At 72.5% G+C, this 20328-nt stretch carries 18 protein-coding genes; 8 read left to right on the forward strand and 10 right to left on the reverse strand.

Annotated elements, in window-relative coordinates; genetic code table 11:
• Window positions 1-169: 169 nt before the first annotated feature.
• Window positions 170-1474, reverse strand: a complete 1305-nt coding sequence (gene serS / locus P4R38_RS17350) for a serine--tRNA ligase (RefSeq protein WP_275237938.1) — start codon at window positions 1472-1474, stop codon at window positions 170-172.
• 103 nt (window positions 1475-1577) lie between these two features.
• On the opposite strand from serS, the gene P4R38_RS17355 reads away from it, so the two are divergent.
• Both P4R38_RS17355 and P4R38_RS17360 read left to right on the forward strand, forming a co-directional pair.
• Window positions 1578-1745 (forward strand): hypothetical protein, encoded by a 168-nt coding sequence (locus P4R38_RS17355; RefSeq protein WP_275237939.1) that lies wholly within the window; start codon window positions 1578-1580, stop codon window positions 1743-1745.
• A gap of 85 nt (window positions 1746-1830) precedes the next feature.
• The gene (locus tag P4R38_RS17360; protein ID WP_275237940.1) at window positions 1831-2745 is read left to right on the forward strand and encodes a diacylglycerol/lipid kinase family protein; all 915 of its coding nucleotides are present in this window, start codon (window positions 1831-1833) and stop codon (window positions 2743-2745) included.
• Between the two features lie 109 nt (window positions 2746-2854).
• On the opposite strand, the gene P4R38_RS17365 is transcribed toward P4R38_RS17360, so the two are convergent.
• The 4 genes from P4R38_RS17365 to P4R38_RS17380 form a co-directional block, all read right to left on the reverse strand.
• Window positions 2855-3112, reverse strand: coding sequence for a Txe/YoeB family addiction module toxin (locus P4R38_RS17365; RefSeq protein ID WP_275237941.1), 258 nt, complete (start codon window positions 3110-3112; stop codon window positions 2855-2857).
• Window position 3113: 1 nt separating this feature from the next.
• Window positions 3114-3371 (reverse strand): type II toxin-antitoxin system Phd/YefM family antitoxin, encoded by a 258-nt coding sequence (locus P4R38_RS17370; protein ID WP_275237942.1) that lies wholly within the window; start codon window positions 3369-3371, stop codon window positions 3114-3116.
• Between the two features lie 201 nt (window positions 3372-3572).
• Entirely contained in the window at window positions 3573-4409 is an 837-nt protein-coding gene (locus tag P4R38_RS17375; RefSeq protein ID WP_277193264.1) for a uracil-DNA glycosylase, read from the reverse strand.
• 8 nt (window positions 4410-4417) lie between these two features.
• On the reverse strand, window positions 4418-6328 hold the full coding sequence (locus tag P4R38_RS17380; RefSeq protein WP_277193265.1) for a S9 family peptidase: 1911 nt from the start codon (window positions 6326-6328) through the stop codon (window positions 4418-4420).
• A 135-nt stretch (window positions 6329-6463) separates the two neighbouring features.
• Here P4R38_RS17380 and P4R38_RS17385 point away from each other — a divergent pair, with 135 nt between their 5' ends.
• The 4 genes from P4R38_RS17385 to P4R38_RS17400 all read left to right on the forward strand — a co-directional run bounded on the left by P4R38_RS17385 (window position 6464) and on the right by P4R38_RS17400 (window position 10088).
• The gene (locus tag P4R38_RS17385) at window positions 6464-7264 is read left to right on the forward strand and encodes a PIG-L deacetylase family protein (protein ID WP_275237945.1); all 801 of its coding nucleotides are present in this window, start codon (window positions 6464-6466) and stop codon (window positions 7262-7264) included.
• A gap of 72 nt (window positions 7265-7336) precedes the next feature.
• Window positions 7337-8764 (forward strand): ferredoxin reductase family protein, encoded by a 1428-nt coding sequence (locus P4R38_RS17390; RefSeq protein ID WP_275237947.1) that lies wholly within the window; start codon window positions 7337-7339, stop codon window positions 8762-8764.
• Window positions 8765-8799: 35 nt separating this feature from the next.
• A complete protein-coding gene (locus tag P4R38_RS17395) occupies window positions 8800-9369 on the forward strand; it encodes an FMN-binding protein (RefSeq protein ID WP_277193266.1) in 570 nt (189 codons plus the stop codon).
• A gap of 32 nt (window positions 9370-9401) precedes the next feature.
• Window positions 9402-10088 (forward strand): FAD:protein FMN transferase, encoded by a 687-nt coding sequence (locus tag P4R38_RS17400; RefSeq protein WP_277193267.1) that lies wholly within the window; start codon window positions 9402-9404, stop codon window positions 10086-10088.
• A 27-nt stretch (window positions 10089-10115) separates the two neighbouring features.
• Here the strand turns inward: P4R38_RS17400 and pheA are convergent, their stop codons facing one another.
• Window positions 10116-11072, reverse strand: a complete 957-nt coding sequence (pheA, locus tag P4R38_RS17405; protein ID WP_277193268.1) for a prephenate dehydratase — start codon at window positions 11070-11072, stop codon at window positions 10116-10118.
• A gap of 117 nt (window positions 11073-11189) precedes the next feature.
• Between pheA and P4R38_RS17410 the strand changes: the two genes are divergently transcribed.
• Window positions 11190-13316 (forward strand): hypothetical protein, encoded by a 2127-nt coding sequence (locus tag P4R38_RS17410; RefSeq protein WP_277193269.1) that lies wholly within the window; start codon window positions 11190-11192, stop codon window positions 13314-13316.
• Here the strand turns inward: P4R38_RS17410 and P4R38_RS17415 are convergent.
• Window positions 13204-14487 carry a glycosyltransferase 87 family protein gene (locus tag P4R38_RS17415; RefSeq protein WP_277193270.1) on the reverse strand — a complete coding sequence of 428 codons (1284 nt, stop codon included), beginning with the start codon at window positions 14485-14487 and terminating at the stop codon, window positions 13204-13206. The genes P4R38_RS17410 and P4R38_RS17415 overlap by 113 nt on opposite strands.
• 299 nt (window positions 14488-14786) lie before the next feature.
• Between P4R38_RS17415 and P4R38_RS17420 the strand changes: the two genes are divergently transcribed.
• On the forward strand, window positions 14787-16835 hold the full coding sequence (locus P4R38_RS17420; RefSeq protein WP_277193271.1) for a hypothetical protein: 2049 nt from the start codon (window positions 14787-14789) through the stop codon (window positions 16833-16835).
• Between the two features lie 216 nt (window positions 16836-17051).
• Here the strand turns inward: P4R38_RS17420 and P4R38_RS17425 are convergent, their stop codons facing one another.
• From P4R38_RS17425 to P4R38_RS17435, 3 genes are read right to left on the reverse strand one after another with little or no spacing between them, the layout of a single operon-like run.
• The gene (locus P4R38_RS17425) at window positions 17052-18614 is read right to left on the reverse strand and encodes a putative hexosyltransferase (RefSeq protein ID WP_277193272.1); all 1563 of its coding nucleotides are present in this window, start codon (window positions 18612-18614) and stop codon (window positions 17052-17054) included.
• On the reverse strand, window positions 18611-19300 hold the full coding sequence (locus P4R38_RS17430) for a glycosyltransferase (RefSeq protein WP_277193273.1): 690 nt from the start codon (window positions 19298-19300) through the stop codon (window positions 18611-18613). Before P4R38_RS17430 ends, P4R38_RS17425 begins: the two co-directional genes overlap by 4 nt.
• A 1-nt stretch (window position 19301) precedes the next feature.
• Complete coding sequence (locus P4R38_RS17435; protein WP_277193274.1) at window positions 19302-20177, reverse strand: DUF5926 family protein; 876 nt, start codon at window positions 20175-20177, stop codon at window positions 19302-19304.
• Between the last annotated feature and the right edge of the window lie 151 nt (window positions 20178-20328).

Genomic DNA, 20328 nt, shown 5'->3' on the forward strand with positions numbered 1-20328 from the left:
GGTCTCGATACGGCTCGCCCTGGGGGCTCGCCTACTCGACCGGCGAACACCCACGCCGGTCGAGTAGGGCCGAACGCAGTGATGGCCCGTATCGAGACCCCCGCAACCGCGCGCCCCTGGTCTCGATACGGCTCGCCTACACGACCGGCGAGTAGCCGGGCGGACAGGCTCAGAGGGGCTTGAGGACGTCCAGGCCGAGGAAGGGCTGCAGCGCCTTCGGGACGACGACAGAGCCGTCCGCCTGCTGGTGGTTCTCCAGGATCGCGACCAGCCAACGGGTCGTGGCGAGCGTGCCGTTCAGCGTCGCGACGGGCTCCGTACGACCCTCCTCGGTGCGGAACCGGGTGTTCAGCCGGCGCGCCTGGTAGGTCGTGCAGTTCGAGGTGGACGTCAGCTCGCGGTAGCGGCCCTGCGTCGGAACCCACGCCTCGCAGTCGAACTTGCGCGCCGCCGAGCCGCCGAGGTCGCCGGCCGCGGTGTCGATGATGCGGTACGGCAGCTCCATCTTGCCGAGCATCTCCCGCTCCCAGGCCAGCAGCCGCTGGTGCTCCGCGACCGCGTCCTCGGGCTTGCAGTAGACGAACATCTCCACCTTCTGGAACTGGTGGACGCGGATGATGCCGCGGGTGTCCTTGCCGTGCGAGCCCGCCTCGCGGCGGTAGCAGGTCGACCACCCGGCGTACCGACGCGGGCCGTCGGCGAGATCGATGATCTCGTCCTTGTGGTAGCCGGCGAGCGCGACCTCGGAGGTGCCGGTGAGGTACAGGTCGTCGGCGGGGAGGTGGTAGACGTCCTCGTGGGCGTCGAGGTAGCCGGTGCCGTCCATGATCTCGGGGCGCACCAGCGTCGGCGTGATCATCGGGGTGAAGCCGTACTCGACGGCCTGCGCGACCGCCATGTTCAGCATCGCGAGCTCGAGGCGGGCGCCGACGCCGGTGAGGAAGTAGAACCGGGCGCCGCCGACCTTGGCGCCGCGCTCCATGTCGATCGCGCCGAGACGCTCGCCGAGGGCCAGGTGGTCCAGCGGCTCGAAGTCGAACCGGGTGGGCTCGCCGACCTTCTCCAGCTCGACGAAGTCGTCCTCGCCGCCCGGCGGGACCCCGTCGAGCACGACGTTGTCCAGCTGCTTCAGCCGGCTCTCGAAGTCGCGACCCGCCTCGGCCGCGCCCTGCTCGAGCTCCTTGACCCGGGCGCTCAGCGTGGTCGCGTCGTCGCGGGCCTGCTGGGCGGCGCGCTCGAGGTCCTCGGTCGGCTCGCCCTTCTTCTTGGCGGCGTTGAGCGCGCCCATCGCGGCGCCGACGTTCTTGCTGACCGACTTCTGCTGGCCGCGCAGCGCCTCGAACTCCTGCAGGGAGGTGCGTCGCTTCTCGTCCGCGGCGAGCACCGAGTCCACGAGGCTCTCGTCCGCCCCGCGGGAACGCTGGCTGGCGCGGACCAGGTCGGGGTTGTCACGGAGCAGCTTGATGTCGATCACGAGACGTAAGGGTAACGACGTGCCGACTCGCAGGACGACGCGCTTTCCCGCCGGGCGCACCGCGGCGTCCTCGTGCGCCTCGGGCGGGCGGTAGGCTTCGCTCGTGGTCGATCTGATCTGCGAGCTCGTGCTCTGCCTGGCGTTCGGCATCGTGATTCTCGCGGTGCCCGGCTTCCTGTCCTCCCTGCTGGTCGGCAAGGGACCGAAGTCCGCGCCGACGACGTACGACGCGAGCACCTCCGAGCCGCACGTCGGCTCCGACCCGCACTGATCCACTTCCCCATCCCGGCCGCGTCGGCCTCAGGTAGGTTGACTCGCGTTTCCGACGGCGACGATGACGTTGAGCAGGTGATCAGGTGAAGCGCGGTGCGCTCATCGTCAACCCGACGAAGACCCGGGACGTCGACCGGCTGCGCCACGACCTGACCGCCGTGTTCGCCGCGTACGGCTGGGCCGAGCCGCTGTGGCTCGAGACCACGGTCGAGGACCCCGGCATCTCCCAGGGGCACCAGGCGCTCGCCGAGGGTGCCGACCTGGTCTGCCCGCTCGGCGGCGACGGGACCGTCCGGTGCGTGGCCACCGCGCTGCGCGGCAGCGGCGTCCCGATGGGTCTGCTCGCCGGCGGCACCGGCAACCTGCTCGCCCGCAACCTGGGCCTGCCGTTCCGCCGCTACACCGACGGGCTGCGTGTGGCCCTGAGCGGCCGCGACTTCCTCATCGACGTCGGCACCGTCCGCCTGGACCGCGACGGCTCGGGCGAGCACGTCGAGGACCACTGCTTCCTGGTCATGGCCGGCCACGGCCTGGACGCCGACATGCTCGGCGGCACCCCCGAGCCGCTCAAGACGAAGATCGGCTGGATGGCGTACGTCGTCGCCGGCGCCAAGCACCTGCGAGCGCAGCCGGTCGCCACCGAGGTGTACGTCGACGGTCATCTCTCCCGCAGCGGACCGGCCACCACGGTGATGGTCGGCAACTGCGGCCAGCTGACCGGCGGCGTACGGCTGATGCCCCAGGCCCGCGTCGACGACGGCCTGCTGAACGGCGTGGTCCTGTCCGCCGGCCGCCCGAGCGAGTGGACCCGGCTGGTCATGCACGTGCTGAGCACGAAGATGACCGACAGCATGGAGGTCAGCCACCTGATCGGTCAGGAGTTCACGGTGCAGGCCGCGGAGCCTCGCAGCGTCGAGCTGGACGGCGACCTGCTGGGCGAGACCGTCGGCATGACGATCGGCATCGACCGCCGCTCCCTCGCCATCCGCGTCCCCTGACCGGGCGCCTCCCCCCCCCCCCCGGCGAAATCGCCTGCCCGGCTACGCATGGATGGCGGGCAGTCATTTTTCGCCGGCGGTGGTGCGGAATGCGACGGCCGGCGCATCGCTAGCCGTAGTGGTACCGGCAGGCGGCGATGCGGATCTCGTCGTCGGAGATCTTGTAGACGAGGCGATGCTCATCCGTGATGCGCCTGGACCAATAGCCCGCGAAGTCGTGCTTGAGCGCCTCCGGCTTGCCGATGCCGTCGTTGCCATGACGCTGGATGTGGGAGAGAAGAGTGTTGACTCGCTTAAGGACCTTGCGGTCCTGCGCCTGCCACCACAGATAGTCCTCCCAGGCGTTCTCGCTCCAGACGAGCAGCACCTCAGTCAGTCTCGATCAGATCGTGCGGCTCACCACCGCCGGCTTCGAGGTGTTCCATGGCGTCGAGCAGACGGCGAGCGTTGGCCGGGGAACGCATCAGGTACGCCGTCTCCCGCAACGACTCGTAGTCGGCAAGGGACACGATGACGACGGGCTCATGGCCGGCGCGGGTGATGACGACTTCTTCGCGGTCGTCGACCACACCGTCCAGGACCTCTGCGTAGCGCGCTCGGGACTCCGTATAGCTCATCGTCTTCATACTGACCTCCTGTACAGAAAATTGTACATGAGCGGACCCGCCACGGTGCGGCTTCCGCGCGACAGCCCCCGCCTCTCGGCTCACCGTTCGGCGAATGCTGACTGTCCGGCCATGCATGGATGGCCGCACAGTCATTATTCGCCGGAGGTGGCGACGTGAGGGACCGATGGGGGCGTTGGGCGGTGGCACCGATGCGGCCGTTCAGCGGAGGCGGCGGAGGACGTCGTCGAGCATGGGCTCGGTGAGCCGTCCGGTGAAGGTGTTGTGCGGGCTCACGTGGTAGCAGCCGAGGAGCCGGACGACCGTCCCTGAACCCGTCGCCAGCTCGACCTCGACACCGTGCCCGAACCGCGGCTTCGGGCGAGGCACCTCCCAGCCGATGCGCCGCGCCGCCGCCAGCACGGCGTCCCACCCGATCGCGCCGAGCGTCATGATCGAGCGCAGGTGCGGCTCCGCCAGCTGCAGGTCGCGGTCCAGCCAGGCGCCGCAGGTCGCGCGTTCCTGCGGCGTCGGCTTGTTCTCCGGTGGCGCACAGCGGACGGCGGCCACGATGCGGACGCCGGTGAGCTCCAGCCCGTCGCCGGCGTGCTCGGACGTCGGCTGGTTCGCGAACCCCGTCCGGTGCAGCGCCGCGTAGATCCAGTCGCCCGAACGGTCGCCGGTGAACATCCGCCCGGTCCGGTTGGTGCCGTTGGCCGCCGGCGCGAGCCCGACGATCAGCGCCGGCGCGTCCGGGTCGCCGAAGCCGGGACCCGGCCGACCCCAGTACGGCTGGTCAGCGAACGATGCCCGACGACCCTCGCGCGCGACCGACTCCCGCCACGCCACCAGTCGCGGGCACGCCCGGCACACCGACACCCGGGCGTCGAGCACCGCCACGTCGTCCGATGACGCGGCCACCCGTCGTACGGCGTCGGCGGTCTCGGCCACCGGCGTACGGGACGTCGCAGGATCACCCGGCCACCCGGTGCCCGGCGGTACGGGCGAGGCGAACAGCTGCCCGGTGATCGGGTGCGGCTCGAGCGGCTCATCCGTCATCGGCGCTCCTACCCCACGGGCGCGGCGAGGTTGTCGATCGCCAGGACCGGTACGTCGTCGGCGGGTGTGAAGTCGAAAACCTGTGCGTAGTAGGACAGCTCGGCCCGAACCGAGTCCTTGATGCTGTCGGCCCTGCGGAACCCGTGGCCCTCGCCCGGGAACATCACCAGTGCCACCGGCCGGCCCTTGGCCCGCACGGCCTCGGCGATGGCGAGCGCCTGGTTGGGCGGCACGACCTTGTCGTCCTCGCCCTGGAGCAGGAGCATCGCGCAGTCGATCCGGTCGACGGCGTGGATGGGCGACCGCTCCCGGTACGTCTGCTGCTGCTGCGGGTACGGCCCGATCAGGCTTTCCGCGTAGCGTGACTCGAACTTGTGCGTGTCCCGCGCGAGCGTCTCCAGGTCGCCGATGCCGAAGTGACTCACACCGGCACTGAACACGTCCGTGAAGGCGAGCGCGGCCAACGTGGTGTACCCGCCTGCGCTGGCACCGGAGATCGCCAGTCGACCAGCGTCGACCAGTCCTCGCTCGGCCATCGCGCGCGCCCCCGAGACGCAGTCATCGACGTCCACGACACCCCAATTGCCGTGCAGGCGCTCGCGATACGCGCGGCCGTACGCGGTGCTGCCGCCGTAGTTGACGTCGAGGACGGCGAACCCGCGGCTCGTCCAGAAGGCGTACGACAGGTCGAGCGCGGGCGTGGTGTGACCGGTGGGGCCGCCGTGGGACTGGACGATCAGCGGCGGACGGTCGCCATCGGGTCCGGCGTACTCGGGGCTGCGCGGGAGGTAGAGGAAGCCGTGGACGTCGGCACCCGACACGTTGGTCCAAGTGACCGGCTCGCCCACGGGCAGGTAGCCGAGATCGAACGGCAGCTCCCTCGACACCTTCAGGACCGTCGCCACACCGCTCGGATCGAGACGGACGACGGCGGCGGGCCGGTCGGCGTACGACGCCACGGCGAGCGCGCCGTCGCCCGCCGCGACCATGCCGGACGTCACGACGAGGCCCTCGACCTCCAGTGGCTGCCCACCGCCGTCGAGGTCCAGGACGACGAGCCGGGCCGTCGCGTCCTGCCACTCGCGCATCAGGACCCGTCCGTCGGCGAGCTGGCACCACTGCGAGCCACCGAGCTGCCAGGCGGGGTCGGTGCAGTCGCGGTCGACCTGATGGACCGGCTGCCGATCGACCGTGAGGTTCCAGAAGCCGGAGCGGTCGGAGGCGTACATCAGGTGTCCGTCGGCGAGCCAGCCGATGTCGCAGACGGACACGCCCTCGCCGCCGTCGATGACCCGAGCCTGCCCGGCGTCCGCGTCGCCGGTCCAGACCTCGGTGCTGTCCCACGGCATGCTCGGGTGCTCCCAGGTCAGCCAGGCGAGCCGCTCGCCGTCGGGCGACAGACGGGGTGAGCTGACGAAGTCGTGCCCGGTGACCAGGACCTCGCCCTCGGACTCGCCGTCCAGCGGCAGCGCGACGATCTCGTTGCGCGCCTCACCGCCGTCGCGGTGGTCCTCGCGCACGCACAGGATGCGGCGCCGCGGCGGGTCGAGCCGCAGGTCGCCGTATCGCAGCACGTTGCCGGGGACGTCGGGCGTGACCGGTCGCGGCTCGCCGCCGTCCAGGACGTACACCCGGCCGTCGGCGAAGTGGGAGAAGACGACCACGCCGTCACGGACGTCGTACGCACCGCCGCCGTACTCGTGGACCCGCGAGCGCACGTTGAACGGCGGTGGGGTGACGTCCTCGGTCGACCCGCCGCGCAGCCGGACCAGCACCGCGCGGCCCTGCTCCTCAGGTCGCGACTCAAGCCAGTACGCGTCGTCGCCGTCGGCACGAGCCGAGGACAGGCTCACCGAGGACGTGGTGAGCAGGTCGATGCCGATCGGGGAGGCCCAGGAGCCGTACGGAGCAGTGGTCACGGCGTCCGTTCTACCGCAGCCCCGGCGCCGGCAACCCGACCAACCGCTCGTCGTGGTGGTCCGGACGTGAGACATGGCTCCCCTTCTGACCACCACGCCGCGCCAGAGGGGCGGCTGTCACCGGGGTCAGGCAGGATGGATGGAGTGACGACGATCGTCTTCCTCCACGCCCACCCCGACGACGAGAGCTCCGGGACCTCCGGCTCCATGGCCAGAGCCGCCAAGGAGGGCCACCGTGTGGTGGTCGTCTACGGCACCAACGGCGACCACGGCGAAGTACCTGATGACCTCGCGCCTGGCGAGACGCTGGTGGACCGGCGGCACACGGAGGCGGAGGCGTCCGCCCGGGTCACCGGGACGCAGCGGGTCGAGTGGCTCGGGTACGTCGACTCCGGCATGACGGGCTGGGAGCAGAACGACGCACCTGGCTCCTTCCACCGGGCCGACGTCGACGAGGCCGCGCGCCGGCTCGTCGCGGTCCTCGACGACGAGGACGCCGACGTCCTGGTCGGCTACGACTGGCACGGCGGCTACGGCCACCCCGACCACGTCAAGGTCCACCACGTCGCGCACCGCGCGGCCGAGCTCGCCGCCCGCCGGCCGCGGATGCTCGAGGTCACCATGAACCGCGACCGGATGCGTATCTGGGCCGATGCGATGAAGGCCGCCGGTGAGGAGGCGTTCGACCCGGACGGGCCGATGGACGACGGCAACCCGATGGGCACGCCGGAGGCCGAGATCCACTGGCAGGTGGACGTGTCGGAGTTCATCGAGCAGCGCCGCGCGTCCATGCAGGCGCACGCGAGCCAGGTCACCGACATCGGCATGTTCATGGCCATGCCTCGTGAGATGTTCGATGCCGCGTTCGGGGCCGAGTTCTACATCGAGCCCGGCCGACCGGCGGGCATGGTGGAGGGCTGGTTCCTCGACGGCTGAGCCCACAGCCCCCACAGCAGACTGCTGGGGACGTCAAAGAAACCGCCAAGGAAGCGTCGCGACCCTGGTCGCATGACCAATGCGACGGAGCTCGTGGGGGCGGTCGGCACATTCCGCCGGACGAGGGCGCAGCATCGTGCCGCACTGCGGACCCGGTCGACCTGGTGGCGCGACGGGTGGGCCGGGTCGGTGTGGGTGTCCCTGCTCGTCGTGGTCGCCCTGTGGGTGCGCGGCGGCGGGGTCGAGGACCTGTCCGGCTGGGCCTCGGGGCTGACCAGCCTCGGGCGCCTCACCGGCTTGCTCGCCTCCGACCTCCTGCTCGTCCAGGTGCTGCTGATGGCGCGCGTCCCGCTGATCGAGCGGACGTACGGCCAGGACGAGCTCGCCCGCTGGCACCGGTGGGTGGGGTTCGCCTCGTTCGACCTGATGCTGGTGCATATCGTGACGATCACCCTCGGGTACGCCGGCGCCGAGCCGGACGCCCTGTGGTCGACGGCCGTGGACCTCACGCTGAACTACCCGGCCATGCTGCTGGCCATCGCCGGCACCGTCGCTCTGTGCCTGGTCGTCGTGACGTCGGTGCGCGCCGCGCGACGACGACTGCGGTACGAGTCGTGGCACCTGCTGCACCTGTACGCCTACCTCGGCGTCGGCCTCGCGCTGCCACATCAGCTGTGGACCGGCCAGGAGTTCACGTCCTCGCCGGCTGCGACCGTCTACTGGTGGGGCCTGTGGGCGCTTGCCGCCGCCGCCATCCTCACCTACCGCGTGGGTGTCCCGCTCTGGTTGAGCGCGCGGCACCGCCTCATGGTGGTTGGCGTCCGCGCCGAGAACGACACCGTCACCACCGTGCTGATGAGCGGCCGCCGGCTGGACCGGCTGCCCGTCCGCGCGGGTCAGTACTTCGGCTGGCGCTTCCTCGACGGCCCCGGCTGGACCCGCGCGAAACCGTTCTCCCTGTCGGCAGCGCCCGACGGCCGGACGCTGCGCATCACCGCCGCTCACCTGGGCGCCGGCTCGTCCCGGCTGGCCACGCTGCGCCCCGGCACGAAGGTGCTCCTGGAGGGTCCGTACGGGCGGCTGCACGACGGCGTACGCACGCGGCGGCGGGTCGTACTGATGGCGTCCGGGATCGGCGTGACCCCAATGCGGGCGCTGCTGGAGGCGCTGCCGCAGCTGCCCGGCGACGTGACGCTGATCTACCGCGCCGGAACTCCTGAGGACCTCATCATGGTCGACGAGCTGCAGCGGCTCGCGGCCGAGCGCGGTGCGCAGCTGGTGCTGATGCCCGGCCACCGCCCGTCGCATCGGGACAGCTGGCTGCCCGACAGCTGGGCCCACTTGAGCGACGCGGACGCGCTGCGGTACCTCGCGCCGGACGTCGCCGACGCCGACGTCTTCGTCTGCGGCAGCCCCGCCTGGATGGAGATGGTGCGCGGCGCGGCGCACGACGCCGGGGTGCCCCGCCGGCAGATCCACCTCGAACGCTTCAGCTACTGACCCACCCCGACGCTCCACACCCCGAAGGAGGAGGCATGCGACGCATCGTCTTCGCCGTGCTGACCACGATCACGGTGCTGGTCCTGCTGCTCAGCTACCGCACCAGCCTCGACAGCTCGATGGCCGCCGGCTCGTCCGGTCCGATCAACCAGGGCGCCGTGGACCAGTCGGCCTCGTCGCCGTCGGCCTCCGGCGCGTCCCCCGACCCGGGGACGTCGGGCTCGAGCTCGGGATCGGCGTCGGGCTCCGGGTCGGCATCGAGCTCGGGGTCGGCGTCGGGCTCCGGGTCGGCGTCCGGCTCCGGCAGCAGCGCGTCGTCCACGAGCTCCACCAAGAGCTACACCGGAGACGTCGTCGACACCCGGTGGGGGCCGGTCCAGGTGCGGATCACGGTCTCCGGCGGCAAGATCACCGGCGCCGAGGCGGTGCAGTACCCCAACGGCAACCACCGCGACGAGGAGATCAACGCGCAGGCGCTGCCGGTGCTCAACGACGAGGCCGTGCAGCAGCAGAGCTCCCAGATCGACACCGTCTCCGGAGCGACGGTCACCAGCGACGGGTACGTCACCTCGCTGCAGTCCGCGATCGACCAGGCGCACCTGTGAACCGCCGCGCCTGGGTCGAGCAGATCATGGGCATGCCCATCAGCATCCACCTGCGCGGGCCGGACCTGGACGCACCGCAGGTCGAGGCCGCCGTGGCGTCCGCGTACGCCTGGTTGCGCGAGGTAGACCGCCTATTCAGCACGTACCGCGCCGACAGCGAGATCAGCCGGATCCGGTCGGGCGAGCTCGACGTCGCCGACGCCGACCCGCTCGTCTGGCAGGTGGTCGCGCTGTGCCACCACGCCGAGGAGGAGACCGGTGGGACGTTCACCGCGCGGCTGCCGGACGCCGACGGCCGGGTGCGGTTCGATCCGACGGGCCTGGTGAAGGGCTGGGCCGTCGAGCAGGCGGCCACGCACCTGGCCGCCCTCACCGACCACGCGTACTGCCTCAACGCCGGCGGGGACGTGTCGGTCGGCGGGTCGACGGCGGTGCTGGAGGGGACGCCGTGGCGCGTCGGCATCGAGGACCCGCGCGACCGCAGCAGCATCGCCCGCGTCGTCGAGCTCGCCGCCGGCGGCGTCGCCACGTCCGGTACGGCCGCGCGCGGCGCCCACCTCTACGACCCGACGCGCCGCGCGTACGTCGACCGGTCCGGCTCGGTCAGCGTGGTCGGCCCGAGCGTGCTGTGGGCGGACGTGTGGGCGACCGCCCTGTACGTCGGGCCTCCCGAGCTGACCGACCGGCTGCCCGCCGGCTACGAGGTCGTCCGCCTCTGAGGAGGGGACTCGCGGGGAGCGAGCGGCTCAGTCGCGCAGCGACTGCAGCCAGGCGCGGGCATCGGCGTACGCCTCGTCCGTGGTGGTCCGGGTCGCCTCGACCGGGCGACCGTCGGCGCGGCGGTAGGAGCCCAGGAAACGGACGTCCGCGCAGACTCGCCGTAGGCCCATCAGCGTCTCGCCGACCCGCTCGTCGGCGACGTGCCCCTCGAAGTCGATGGAGAAGCAGTACGACCCCATCGCCTGGCCGGTCGGCCGCGACTCCAGCCGGGTCATGTTGATGCCACGCGCCGCGAACTGCTCGAGCAGCTCCAGCAGACCGCCCGGGTGGTCGTCGTGCTGGTAGATGACGACCGTCGTCTTGTCCGCGCCCGACGGCGGCGGAACGGTTCCGGGCCGCGACACCACCACGAACCGGGTGACCGCCGACCGGTTGTCTCCGATGTCGTCCGCCAAGACCTCCAGCCCGAACACCTCGGCCGCCATCGGCGCACAGACCGCCGCCTCGTACGGCGGACGCTTCTCACCGAGCCCGGCCAGCGCCTCGGCAGCAGCGGCGGTCGAGAGCGTCGGGACGTACGACGCGGACGGCAGGTTCGCGGCCATCCAGCCGCGCACCTGCGGCCAGGCGTGCGAGTGCGAGCCGACGCCGCGGATCGCCGCCCGGTCGGTGCCGCGCGGCGCGGCGAGCACGAACGTGATGGGGACGAGCACCTCGCCCTGGATCACGAGCGGGTCGTCGGAGTTCAGCGCGTCCAGCGTCGCGGACACGCCACCCTCGACGGAGTTCTCGATCGGCACCATCACCCGGTCGACCTCGCCCGCGCGGACGGCGTCCAGCGCGAGCGCCACCGTGCCGAACGGGCGCGCGGCGGCGAGAGTGGCGTCGTCCGCCGTGAGCCACGACGCGAGCGCCATCTGGGTGAACGTGCCCTGCGGGCCGAAGTAGCCGTGCCGCAGGGCAGGGGCGTGCGGGTCCGTCACCCTCGGCAGGGTAACGAGCGCCGGTCGTCAGGGCGGCGGTGTCTCACCGGCTCCGGGGGAAGCGCTATACCAGGTTCGCCCAGGCCGTTGTCAGGAACCTGCCCGTAATCTGAACCGGTGACGCGCCGGTGGATCCTGTCGACCGCGGTGGCGGTCGTGGCGTTCCTGCTGGCGTCGATGGCCGTCTCCGCGGCGCTCGCCCGACCCGCGCACCGCGCCATCGGCCAGCCCGGCCCGCTCGTCATCGTGTCGATGCCGTCCCTGTCCTGGAGCGACATCTCGGCGGAGAAGACCCCCACGGTGTGGGCGCTCGCCCAGCAGGGTGCGGTCGGCAACATCGTCACCCGCGCGATCTCCGCGCACTCCTGCTCCCTGCACGCCTGGATGACCCTGTCGGCCGGCGCCCGCGCCACCCTCGGCAAGGGTCCCGGAGAGACTGGACGCGGCGAGCAGGTACAGCCGTGCAAGGGGATGCCCGCCCCGGTCCAGGTCGGCAAGGGCGCCCGGTTCCCGAACTGGAAGCGGTGGCGCACCATCTCGCTCGGCCGTCCCATCCCGGCCGACCTCGGCCTGCTCGCCACCCGGTTGCGCAGCCAGGGCAGCTGCGTCGCGGCGGTGGGACGCGGCGGAGCCATCGGCGCAGCCGACACGAACGGCTTCGTCGCTCGCTACTCGCCGACGGTGGCCGCGGCGAGCTTCACCGAGTGCCCCGTGAACCTGGTGTCCCTCAGCAGCACCGACGACGCCGGGCTGGCCGACCTGCTGTCCCGCCTCCCCGCCGACTCCACCGTCGTGGTCACCGGTCACGCCGACGACCAGACGATCGAGTCGATGCGCGCGGTGATCGTCGCCGGCCCCCGCGTACCCCAGGGGCTGCTGCGCTCGCCGGCCACCCGCCAGCCCGGCCTGCTGCAGAACTCCGACCTGACCGCCCTCGCGCTCTCCCGCAGCGAGACCAACCCGCCCGCCCTGCTCGAGGGCCGCAAGCCCGGTGTCGAGCCGAAGTCGAACGCGAACCGCTCCATCGAGCAGGTCCGCGACGTCAGTCGGGCGCTGTTCGTCGAGCACCGGGTCGTCGCGCCGTTCTTCGTCCGGTTCGTGCTCGGCGCCGTGCTCGCCGGCCTGATCGGCCTGGCCATGCTCGCCTCCACCCGGCTGCGCCGCTGGGGACGGCGGTGGCTCGTCGCGGTCGGCGCCGTCTGTGGCGCCGTACCGGTCTCGACGTTCCTCGTCGGCGTGATCCCCTGGTGGAACACCTCGCGGCCGGGGACGTACCTCAGCCTGTCGATCATGGCGATCGCGGTCGTCATCGCCGCCGTCGCCGTCCTCGGGCCGTGGCGGCGCTGGGTCGCCGGGCCTGCGGCGTTCCTCGCCGCCCTGACCGCCACCGTCATCGCGATCGACGTCGTCCACACCTCGCCGCTGCAGTTCATCTCGATCATGGGCCTGCAACCGGTGTACGGCGGCCGCTACTACGGGACCGGCAACGTCGGGTACGCCCTGCTCGCGAGCACCTCGATCCTCGTGGCCGCGCTGCTCGCCGGCCGCTGGATGCTGCGCGGACGACGCGACCTGGCCGTGGCGACCATCCTGGTCATCGGGGTCGCCACGATCATCATCGACGGCTACCCCGCCTGGGGCGCCGACGCCGGAGGCCCGCTCGCCCTACTGCCCGCGTACGCCTACCTCGCCCTCAACGCCGCCGGCCTGGCCGTCACCTGGAAGCGGATCCTGGTCGTCGGCGGCATCACCGTGGTCCTCGTCGGCGGGCTCGGGTTCCTGGACTACCTGCGGCCCCCCGCGTACCGCACCCACCTCGGTGACTTCATGGCCTCCCTCATCGAGAACGGCCAGCTCACCTCGCTCCAGCGCAACGTGCGGGCCAACTGGACGATGCTGACGAGCGTCTGGATCAACGCGTTCGTGCCGGTGCTCCTGCTGCTCACGATCTACGCGCTGATCGCCCGGCGGTCCTGGATCGGCCGACCGCTGAGCCGGGTCACCGACCGGGTCCTCTTCCTCGGGCACGGCCTCGCCGCGATCGCGATCTGCTGGCTGCTCGGCTTCGTCTCCAACGACTCCGGCACGGCGATCCCGCCCAGCGGCATGATCATCGTCGCGCCGCTGGTCATCATGATCGCGGCGTCGACAGGGCGTCCGACTCCGGCTGACGTACCGGAGGCCGAGGTCGCTGCCGACCACGGCGACGACGCGCCTCGCGCCACGCCAGTACGAGCAGGCTGAGCAGCGCCGCCAGGCCGTAGCTGTTGTTGAGCAGCGTCCAGAACGGGTCGCCGCTGCTGGCCGCCGGGAACGGCTCGTTCGCGCTCACCAGGTGCCACTGGCCCCACCACGGCAGGTGCAGCAGCAGGACCACGTACAGACCGACGGCCGCCGCGATCCGGCGCGGGTGCCGCAGCGGGTCCGACCCGAGCAGCGCGAACAGGGCGAGCACCAGCCAGTGGAAGTGGTGGATCCACGACACCGGCGACAGCAGCACGGCCATCATGCCGACCAGGGCGGCCGCGGCCACCTCGTTGCCCCGGTCGTGCGCCCGCTTCGCCAGCCCGAACCCGAGCACGGCCGTCGCCGCGGCGAGCAGCAGCCACACCGCGCTGAGCGGGGTGCCGTCCAGGCCGAGGCGCATCAGGATGCCGCGGATCGACTGGTTGGACGTGCCGTCGTTCGCGCCGAGCCGCGTGGGGTCCTGCAGGGCGCCGCCCCAGAACGCGAACGACGCCTGCGGCAGCAGCACGAACGAGCCCAGCGTGACGCCGGCCGCCGTCCCGGCGCTGACCGCCGCCGCCCGCCACTGCCGGGACACCAGGAAGTGCACGATGAAGACTCCGGGCGTCAGCTTGATCGCGGTGGCCACGCCGACGAGGACGCCCTGCGGGACCCGGTCCAGCCACCTCAGGCGAGGCCGCATCAGGTCCAGCAGACAGCCGAGCACCAGGAACGCGTTGACCTGCCCGAAGCGGAAGCCGTCCGAGACCGGCAGCAGGTACAGCACCGCCACCGTCAGCAGCCCGAGCAGCCAGCCCGCGCGGCGACCCGAGCGGGCGAGCAGCGCGCGACCGGCGTACCGGACGATCAGCAGGTCGGCGAGCAGCTGCAGCACGGACCAGAGCCACCCGACCACGCCGAACGGCAGCAGCGCCAACGGGATCGCCAGGATCGCGGCGAACGGCGGGTACGTGAACGGGAGGTACTGCGGCGCTTGCGTGAGCCACTCGTACACCGGGCGGCCCTGCAGCAGGGACACGCCCGCGTCCCGGTAGACCTGCACGTCGATCTGCCAGCTCTTCGGCTGCTGGGCGATGAGGTACGCCCGGGCCAGCGGCAGCGCACCGACGACGGTGATGGCGAGCGCGACCGCCCACTGCGATCGGGTCAGTCGCCGGCCGTCTCTCACCGCAGCATTCTGCCAAGCCGCCGGCCGCGGCTGCGGCCAGACCGCTGGTTGAGCCGGGCCGGAGCGTTAGCGCAGGCCCGTGTCGAAACCGGGTGACGTACGGGGAGAGCCCCCCACGTCCTCACCTGGTCTCGATACGGCTCGCCCTGGGGGCTCGCCTACTCGACCGGCGGGGTTTGACGCCGGTCGAGTAGGGCGAACGAAGTGAGGCCCGTGTCGAGACCAGGTGACCGCGGCCACGGGGCTCGACCGGCGAGGGTGTGCGTGGTGGGTGAGCCGCGCCCCATACCCTGTGGCGCATGGTTCGCCGCTGGGTCATCGCCGTCGTGGTGAGCCTCTTCTCCTTCGTGCTCGTCGCGTTCGCGCTGGTCCGCCTGACCGCCACCGATGAGCGCGTCCCCATCACCCAGCCAGGCCCGCTCGTCGTGATCGGCGTACCCGGGCAGTCCTGGGAGAACCTGTCGGAGCGGTCGAACCCGGCCCTCTGGCCGCTGCTCGACGTCGCCGCCACCGGCTCGTCGTCCGTACGCGCCACCTCGACACCGACCTGTACGCCCGACGCCTGGCTCTCCCTCGGCGCGGGGGACGGCGCCCGGGTTGGGTGCGGCCCGACGCCGTCGCCGCAGGTCAGCGGCGCGGGTGCGACCTGGCCGCGCTGGGCCGACTGGCGCCGGGACAACGACGACCTGCGCTCCCCGCCCGACCTCGGTCTGCTCGCCTCGGAGCTCGCGGCTCGGCGGCAGTGCGTCGCGGCCGTGGGTCCCGGCGCCGCTCTCGCCGCCGCCGACCGCTCCGGGCGGGTCGCCCGCTACTGGCCGTCCACGGCCGGCGCCGACCTCGCCGCCTGCGCGGTCACGTTCGTCGACCTCGGTACCCCGACCGGTGCGGCGCGCCCGGACGCCGACGCGGCGCTCGCGCGGGTCTTCGACAGCGTGCCGGGCAACGCGACGGTGGCGATCACCGGGCTCTCCGACGGCCGAGAGGACCGCCCCGCGCTCCGCTCGCTCACGTTGGTGGGCCCGCGCGTGGCCCGCGGCACGATCTGGTCGCCCTCCACCCACCAGGAAGGCTTCGCACAGGCCGCCGACCTGACCGCGACCGCGCTCGCCCGGTTCGACCTGACCCCCGAGGGCGTCGCCGGTCAGGAGCTCGCGGTCATCCCGTCCACGGCACCGGTCGGCACGCTGGTCGACCGCAACCGCACCCTCGAACGCTCGATCAACGAGAGCAACCACGCGCTCACCCCGTTCTTCGTCGGCCTTGCCGTCCTGTACGTCGGCGCGGCCGCCGTCGTGTACCTCACCCGGCGCCGCACCCGCCGTCCATCCGCGTGGCTGCGTCCGGGCGCTGTGCTCCTGGGGGCCCTCCCCGTCGCGACGTACCTGGTGTCGCTCGTCCCCTGGTGGACCGGCGGTCCGGTGCTCCTCTGGTACGCGCTCGGGACGTTCGCGTTCGCCGGCGCGGTGTCCCTCGTGGCCCTGCTCGGCCCGTGGCGGCGTTGGTCCGCCGGGCCGGCCGTCGTGGTCGCGGGCGTCACCGCGGCGGTCCTGGCGCTGGACGTCATCTCCGGCAGCCACCTGCAGCTGCTCGCCCTGCAGGGTCTTCAGCCGCTGTACGGCGGGCGCTACTACGGGATGGGCAACGCCGGGTTCGGCGTGTTCGCGACGGCGGTGCTGCTGCTCGGCGGCCTGCTCGCGGCCCGGCTGCTGTGGTGGGACGACGCCGACGACACCGACCGACGGCTCGCGGTCGCGACCGTCGTGCTGGTCGGGTTCGCGGCGGTCCTCGTGGACGGCTGGCCGTCATGGGGAGCCGACTTCGGCGGGCCGCCCGCGCTCGTCGTGGGTACGGCGCTGCTGGCCTGCCTCGTGCTCGGGCTGCGGATCACCTGGCGGCGGGCCTTGCTGATCGCGGGTGCCGTGGTACTGATCGCGGCGGCCCTCGCGGTCCTGGACTGGCTTCGGCCCGCGTCCTCCCGGACCCACCTCGGCCGGTTCGTGCAGCAGGTCGTCGACGGCGAGGGGTTCGGCGTCGTGGGCAGCAAGCTGTCGCAGAACTGGGAGCTGCTCACCTCCTCGCCGTTGACCGTGCTCGTGCCCGTCGCGATGGTCGCCGCGATCTGGGCGGTCGTGCGTCCGGACTCCCCGGTCGGTCGGCCGCTGGTGCCGCTGTGGGAGCAGGTGCCGCTGCTGCGAGAGATCGTCGGGGCAGTGCTCGCCTGCTGGTCGGTCGCGTTCCTGCTCAACGACTCCGGCGTCGGCGTCCCCGCGACCGGCGCGCAGCTGGCGGTCCCGCTGCTCGTGGCGATCGCCGCGTCCATGCGGCGGCCCGAGGAACAGGGCGCCTGACCGCCGCTGTGCACTGCCCCACCCGGCAAAGGTTGGTCGCCGGCACACGCGTGGCTGTGCGGATCACCAACCTTTGCCGGTGCCGCTCGGCCGAGTGAGCGCGTCCTGCTGGATTTCCGGCCCGAGAGTGACACGACACGCGCACTCGACCGGACGGGTGAGTGGGTGCCGCTAGGTGCCGGCGACAGGCTCCCCTGCCGCGGGGGCGGGGCGGGCTCAGCCGGAGGACGACGCGGACGAGCGCGCCGTGACCGGGCGGACCGGTCCCGCACGAAGCCGGCTCCGGGCCAGCAGGAGCAGCGCGATCAGGGCGATCCAGCCGGCCCAGGGGGCGACGTTCGACCGGAACCCGAGTGTCCAGTCCCGTACGCCCGGGGTCAGCTCGAGCACCCGGCCCGGCACGTACGCGAGCGCCATGAACAGGTACCGGAACAGCAGCACGCCGTCCCACGCCAGCTCGACCAGCAGCGGCAGCAGCGCCCAGGTCAGCGTGTCGTACCAGGGCAGCGAGTACGGCGCGCACAGGACGTACGCGGTCGAGAGGGCCCAGGTGACCACGATCGCCTGGCGCGTCGTGGCGTCGGGGATGCGGCGGCCCAGACCCCGCAGCGTCGCGACCCGGATCAGCAGCCACGCGAGCCCGATCATCGCGACGACCGCGAGCGTGAGTACGACGACGGTCACCGCCCACTCGGGCAGCACGTGACGCAGGCCGCGCCACAGGGGTGCGGCGGGTGTCGCGTACGAGAACGACCCGCCGGCCGCGCCCAGCTGCTTGAGGACGTGCGGGCCGCCGACCACGTAGCAGGGCACGACGATCACCAGCGCGCCGAGCAGCAGGCGGACGACCTCACGGCGCGCCCCGGTCTCGGCGACCAGCGGTCGGGACAGCCACCGCCAGCGTCCGGCCAGGCCGCGGGCCGGGGCGAACCCGTCCCACGCCGGACGACGCAGGACGGCCGCCCGCCACGCCCACAGGATCCCGGCTGCGACCACGCCGTACGTGACCTTCGTGCTGAACGCCGCTCCGACGAACAGGCCGGCGACGAACGGGTCCCGGCGCGCGAGCAGCAGCGCGGCGCAGGCGAACAGACCGGCGATCACGTCCACGTGGGCGCCGAGGACGAGCACGCCGAACACCAGCGGGTTGAACGTCCAGAGCACGTCCACACGCCCCCGGGCCCGGTCGCCCTGCGCGAGGCGCAGCAGCACGACCCGCATCGCCAGCCACGCGACCACGACGATCAGCTGCCAGATCCAGACCGTCTGCCGGAGGTTGTCGCCGCCGATCCAGGACGAGACGGCCATCAGCGAGGTCGCGAACGGCCCGTAGATGCTCGGCGTGTCCTGCCACGGCGGCTGCACCGAGGCGGTGATCGGGTCGAGCCCGCCGCGCCAGTCGTGCGGTGAGGCGACGTACGGGTCACCACCCTGCATCGCGATCCGCCCGTACGCGGCGTAGTTGGTGTGGTCGCCGCTGCCGATCGGGGCGGTCAGCAAGGCCAGGCCCGCCAGCACCACGACCCACACGATCCAGCGGTGTCCGAGCCGCGGCCGCCACAGGCCGATCAGCACGGCGAGCGCGCCGCTGATGTACGCGATGAACAGGACGGTCGTGGCCGCCTTGGAGCCGAAGTGGAGGCCGAGGTCACCGGGCGCCCAGCCCGGGCTGCCTAGCGGCGGTTTCGCGGCAGACGGCTCGGACCCCGCGACCAGGAACAGAAGCCCGAAAGCCAGCAGCAGCAACGGAACTCGGAGCCGTTCGACCACCTGGCTCATCGTCGCAGCCGCCGTCGGGCCAGGGCGAGCCAGACGTCCCGGTACTGCTTGGCGCGGTGGACCTGGCCGCGCCAGTCCGAGCCGGTCACCCGGTGGTGCAGCTCGCACGGCACCTCCAGCACGGTCAGCCCGGCGCGCAGGACGTCGATCGTCATCGCGGTCTCGACGCCCCAGCCGCGGGCGAGGGGCTGTGCGGCGTCGTACGCGGCACGATCCAGGCAGCGCATCCCCGAGAGCGGCTGCTGTGCCTCGAACCCGGTGAGGCGCTGAATCCCGTTGCGCGCCAACCGAACCACGAAACCTCGTCCGCCGCCGGCGGTCTTCTGCGGGGGCAGCGTGGCGATCGTCAGGTCGGCCCGACCGTCGGCGACCGGGGGGACGAGCACCCCGAGCCGCGCGGCCGACGCCTCGAGGTCGGCGTCCACGAAGAGCAGCGGCAGGTCGCCGTGGCCTCGCTCCATGGCGTACGCGGCGCCCGTGGTCAGCGCGGCCGCCTTGCCACGGTTGCGCGGGTGGCGGACCACGTCGGCCCCGGCTGTACGCGCGAGATCGCCTGTGGCGTCGCTGGATCCGTCGTCGACGACGACCACCGCGGCGACATCCGGGATGGATCGCACCGCCTGGACGGTCGCCGCGATCCGCTCGGCCTCGTCCTTGGCCGGGATCACGGCGACGAACGGCTGCATGTCAGCGCAGGGTCACCTGACGGCTCACGATCCCGTTGCGGGCGCGACGCTCGTCAGGGGTGAGGGGCGCCGACGACTCCAACGCCTCGCCGAACGCGGCCGCCAGCGCGGTCATCGGCTCATCGAGGGCGGCGGGGTCGGTACCGGCGTCGACCTCCCAGACGGGCACCAGCAGCCCGGACGCGCGGAACGCCCCGAGCAGCCGGCCGTCCCCGAGGCGGCTGTGGTCGGCCGCGTGCAACCGGGCCAGCGCGTCCGTGGCCTTGTCCTCGTCGTGCGGGAGCACCCAGCGCACGTACGTCCGGTCACCGATGCGGCACCAGTACGCGGAGGTCGCCCCGGCGAGGCGGCGGGTCGGCGCGGCGGCCTCGTTGGCGCGCTCCAGGGACGCCTGGCCCTCGGCGTCCAGATCGGCGCCGGCCACCCAGAAGTCGAAACCCTCGTGCAGGTCGGCCTCGAACGGCTGGTCGGCGTCCAGCAGGTCCTGCAGCCGAGGGGAGCCGGCGGTCGCGCGCGGCGCGGTGGTCAGCGGCTCGCCCTCGGCGAGGTCTGCGGCAGCGAGCAGCGCCTGCGCGAGGTCCCGGCTGGCGTCACCGCTGCCGCCACCGGCCTGGAGGGCGATGAGCACCTCACCGGTGTCGCGGTGCAGCGCGGGCCACGCCATCGGCAGCACCGTCGCCACGGTCGCCTGCGCGCTCGACCCGTCGACGGTGTAGCGGATCGTCGCGGTGGCGGCGGGGACGATCTCGCGCATCGCGACCCACTCGGTCTCCGCGGGGAGCCCTTCGAACGGCCGCCCGACGAACGGTGCCGGTAGCGTGCTCGGATCGCGCGGCGCCTTCGGGTCCTTGCCCTTGCGCCTGGAAGCCTTGCCCATGGTCGGGCAGCCTATCGGCGGCCCGGGCACGCCGGTCGAGCCGGTCCGAGCCACCGCTGGTTGAGCCGGTCCGAGCCACCGCTGGTTGAGCCGGTCCGAGGCGCCAGCCGAGGACCGAGTCGAAACCCGGTGCGGCCGGGGGAGACTCTCC

The organism is Luteipulveratus flavus (genome assembly GCF_029439465.1).
GTDB classification, from domain to species: domain Bacteria; phylum Actinomycetota; class Actinomycetes; order Actinomycetales; family Dermatophilaceae; genus Luteipulveratus; species Luteipulveratus flavus.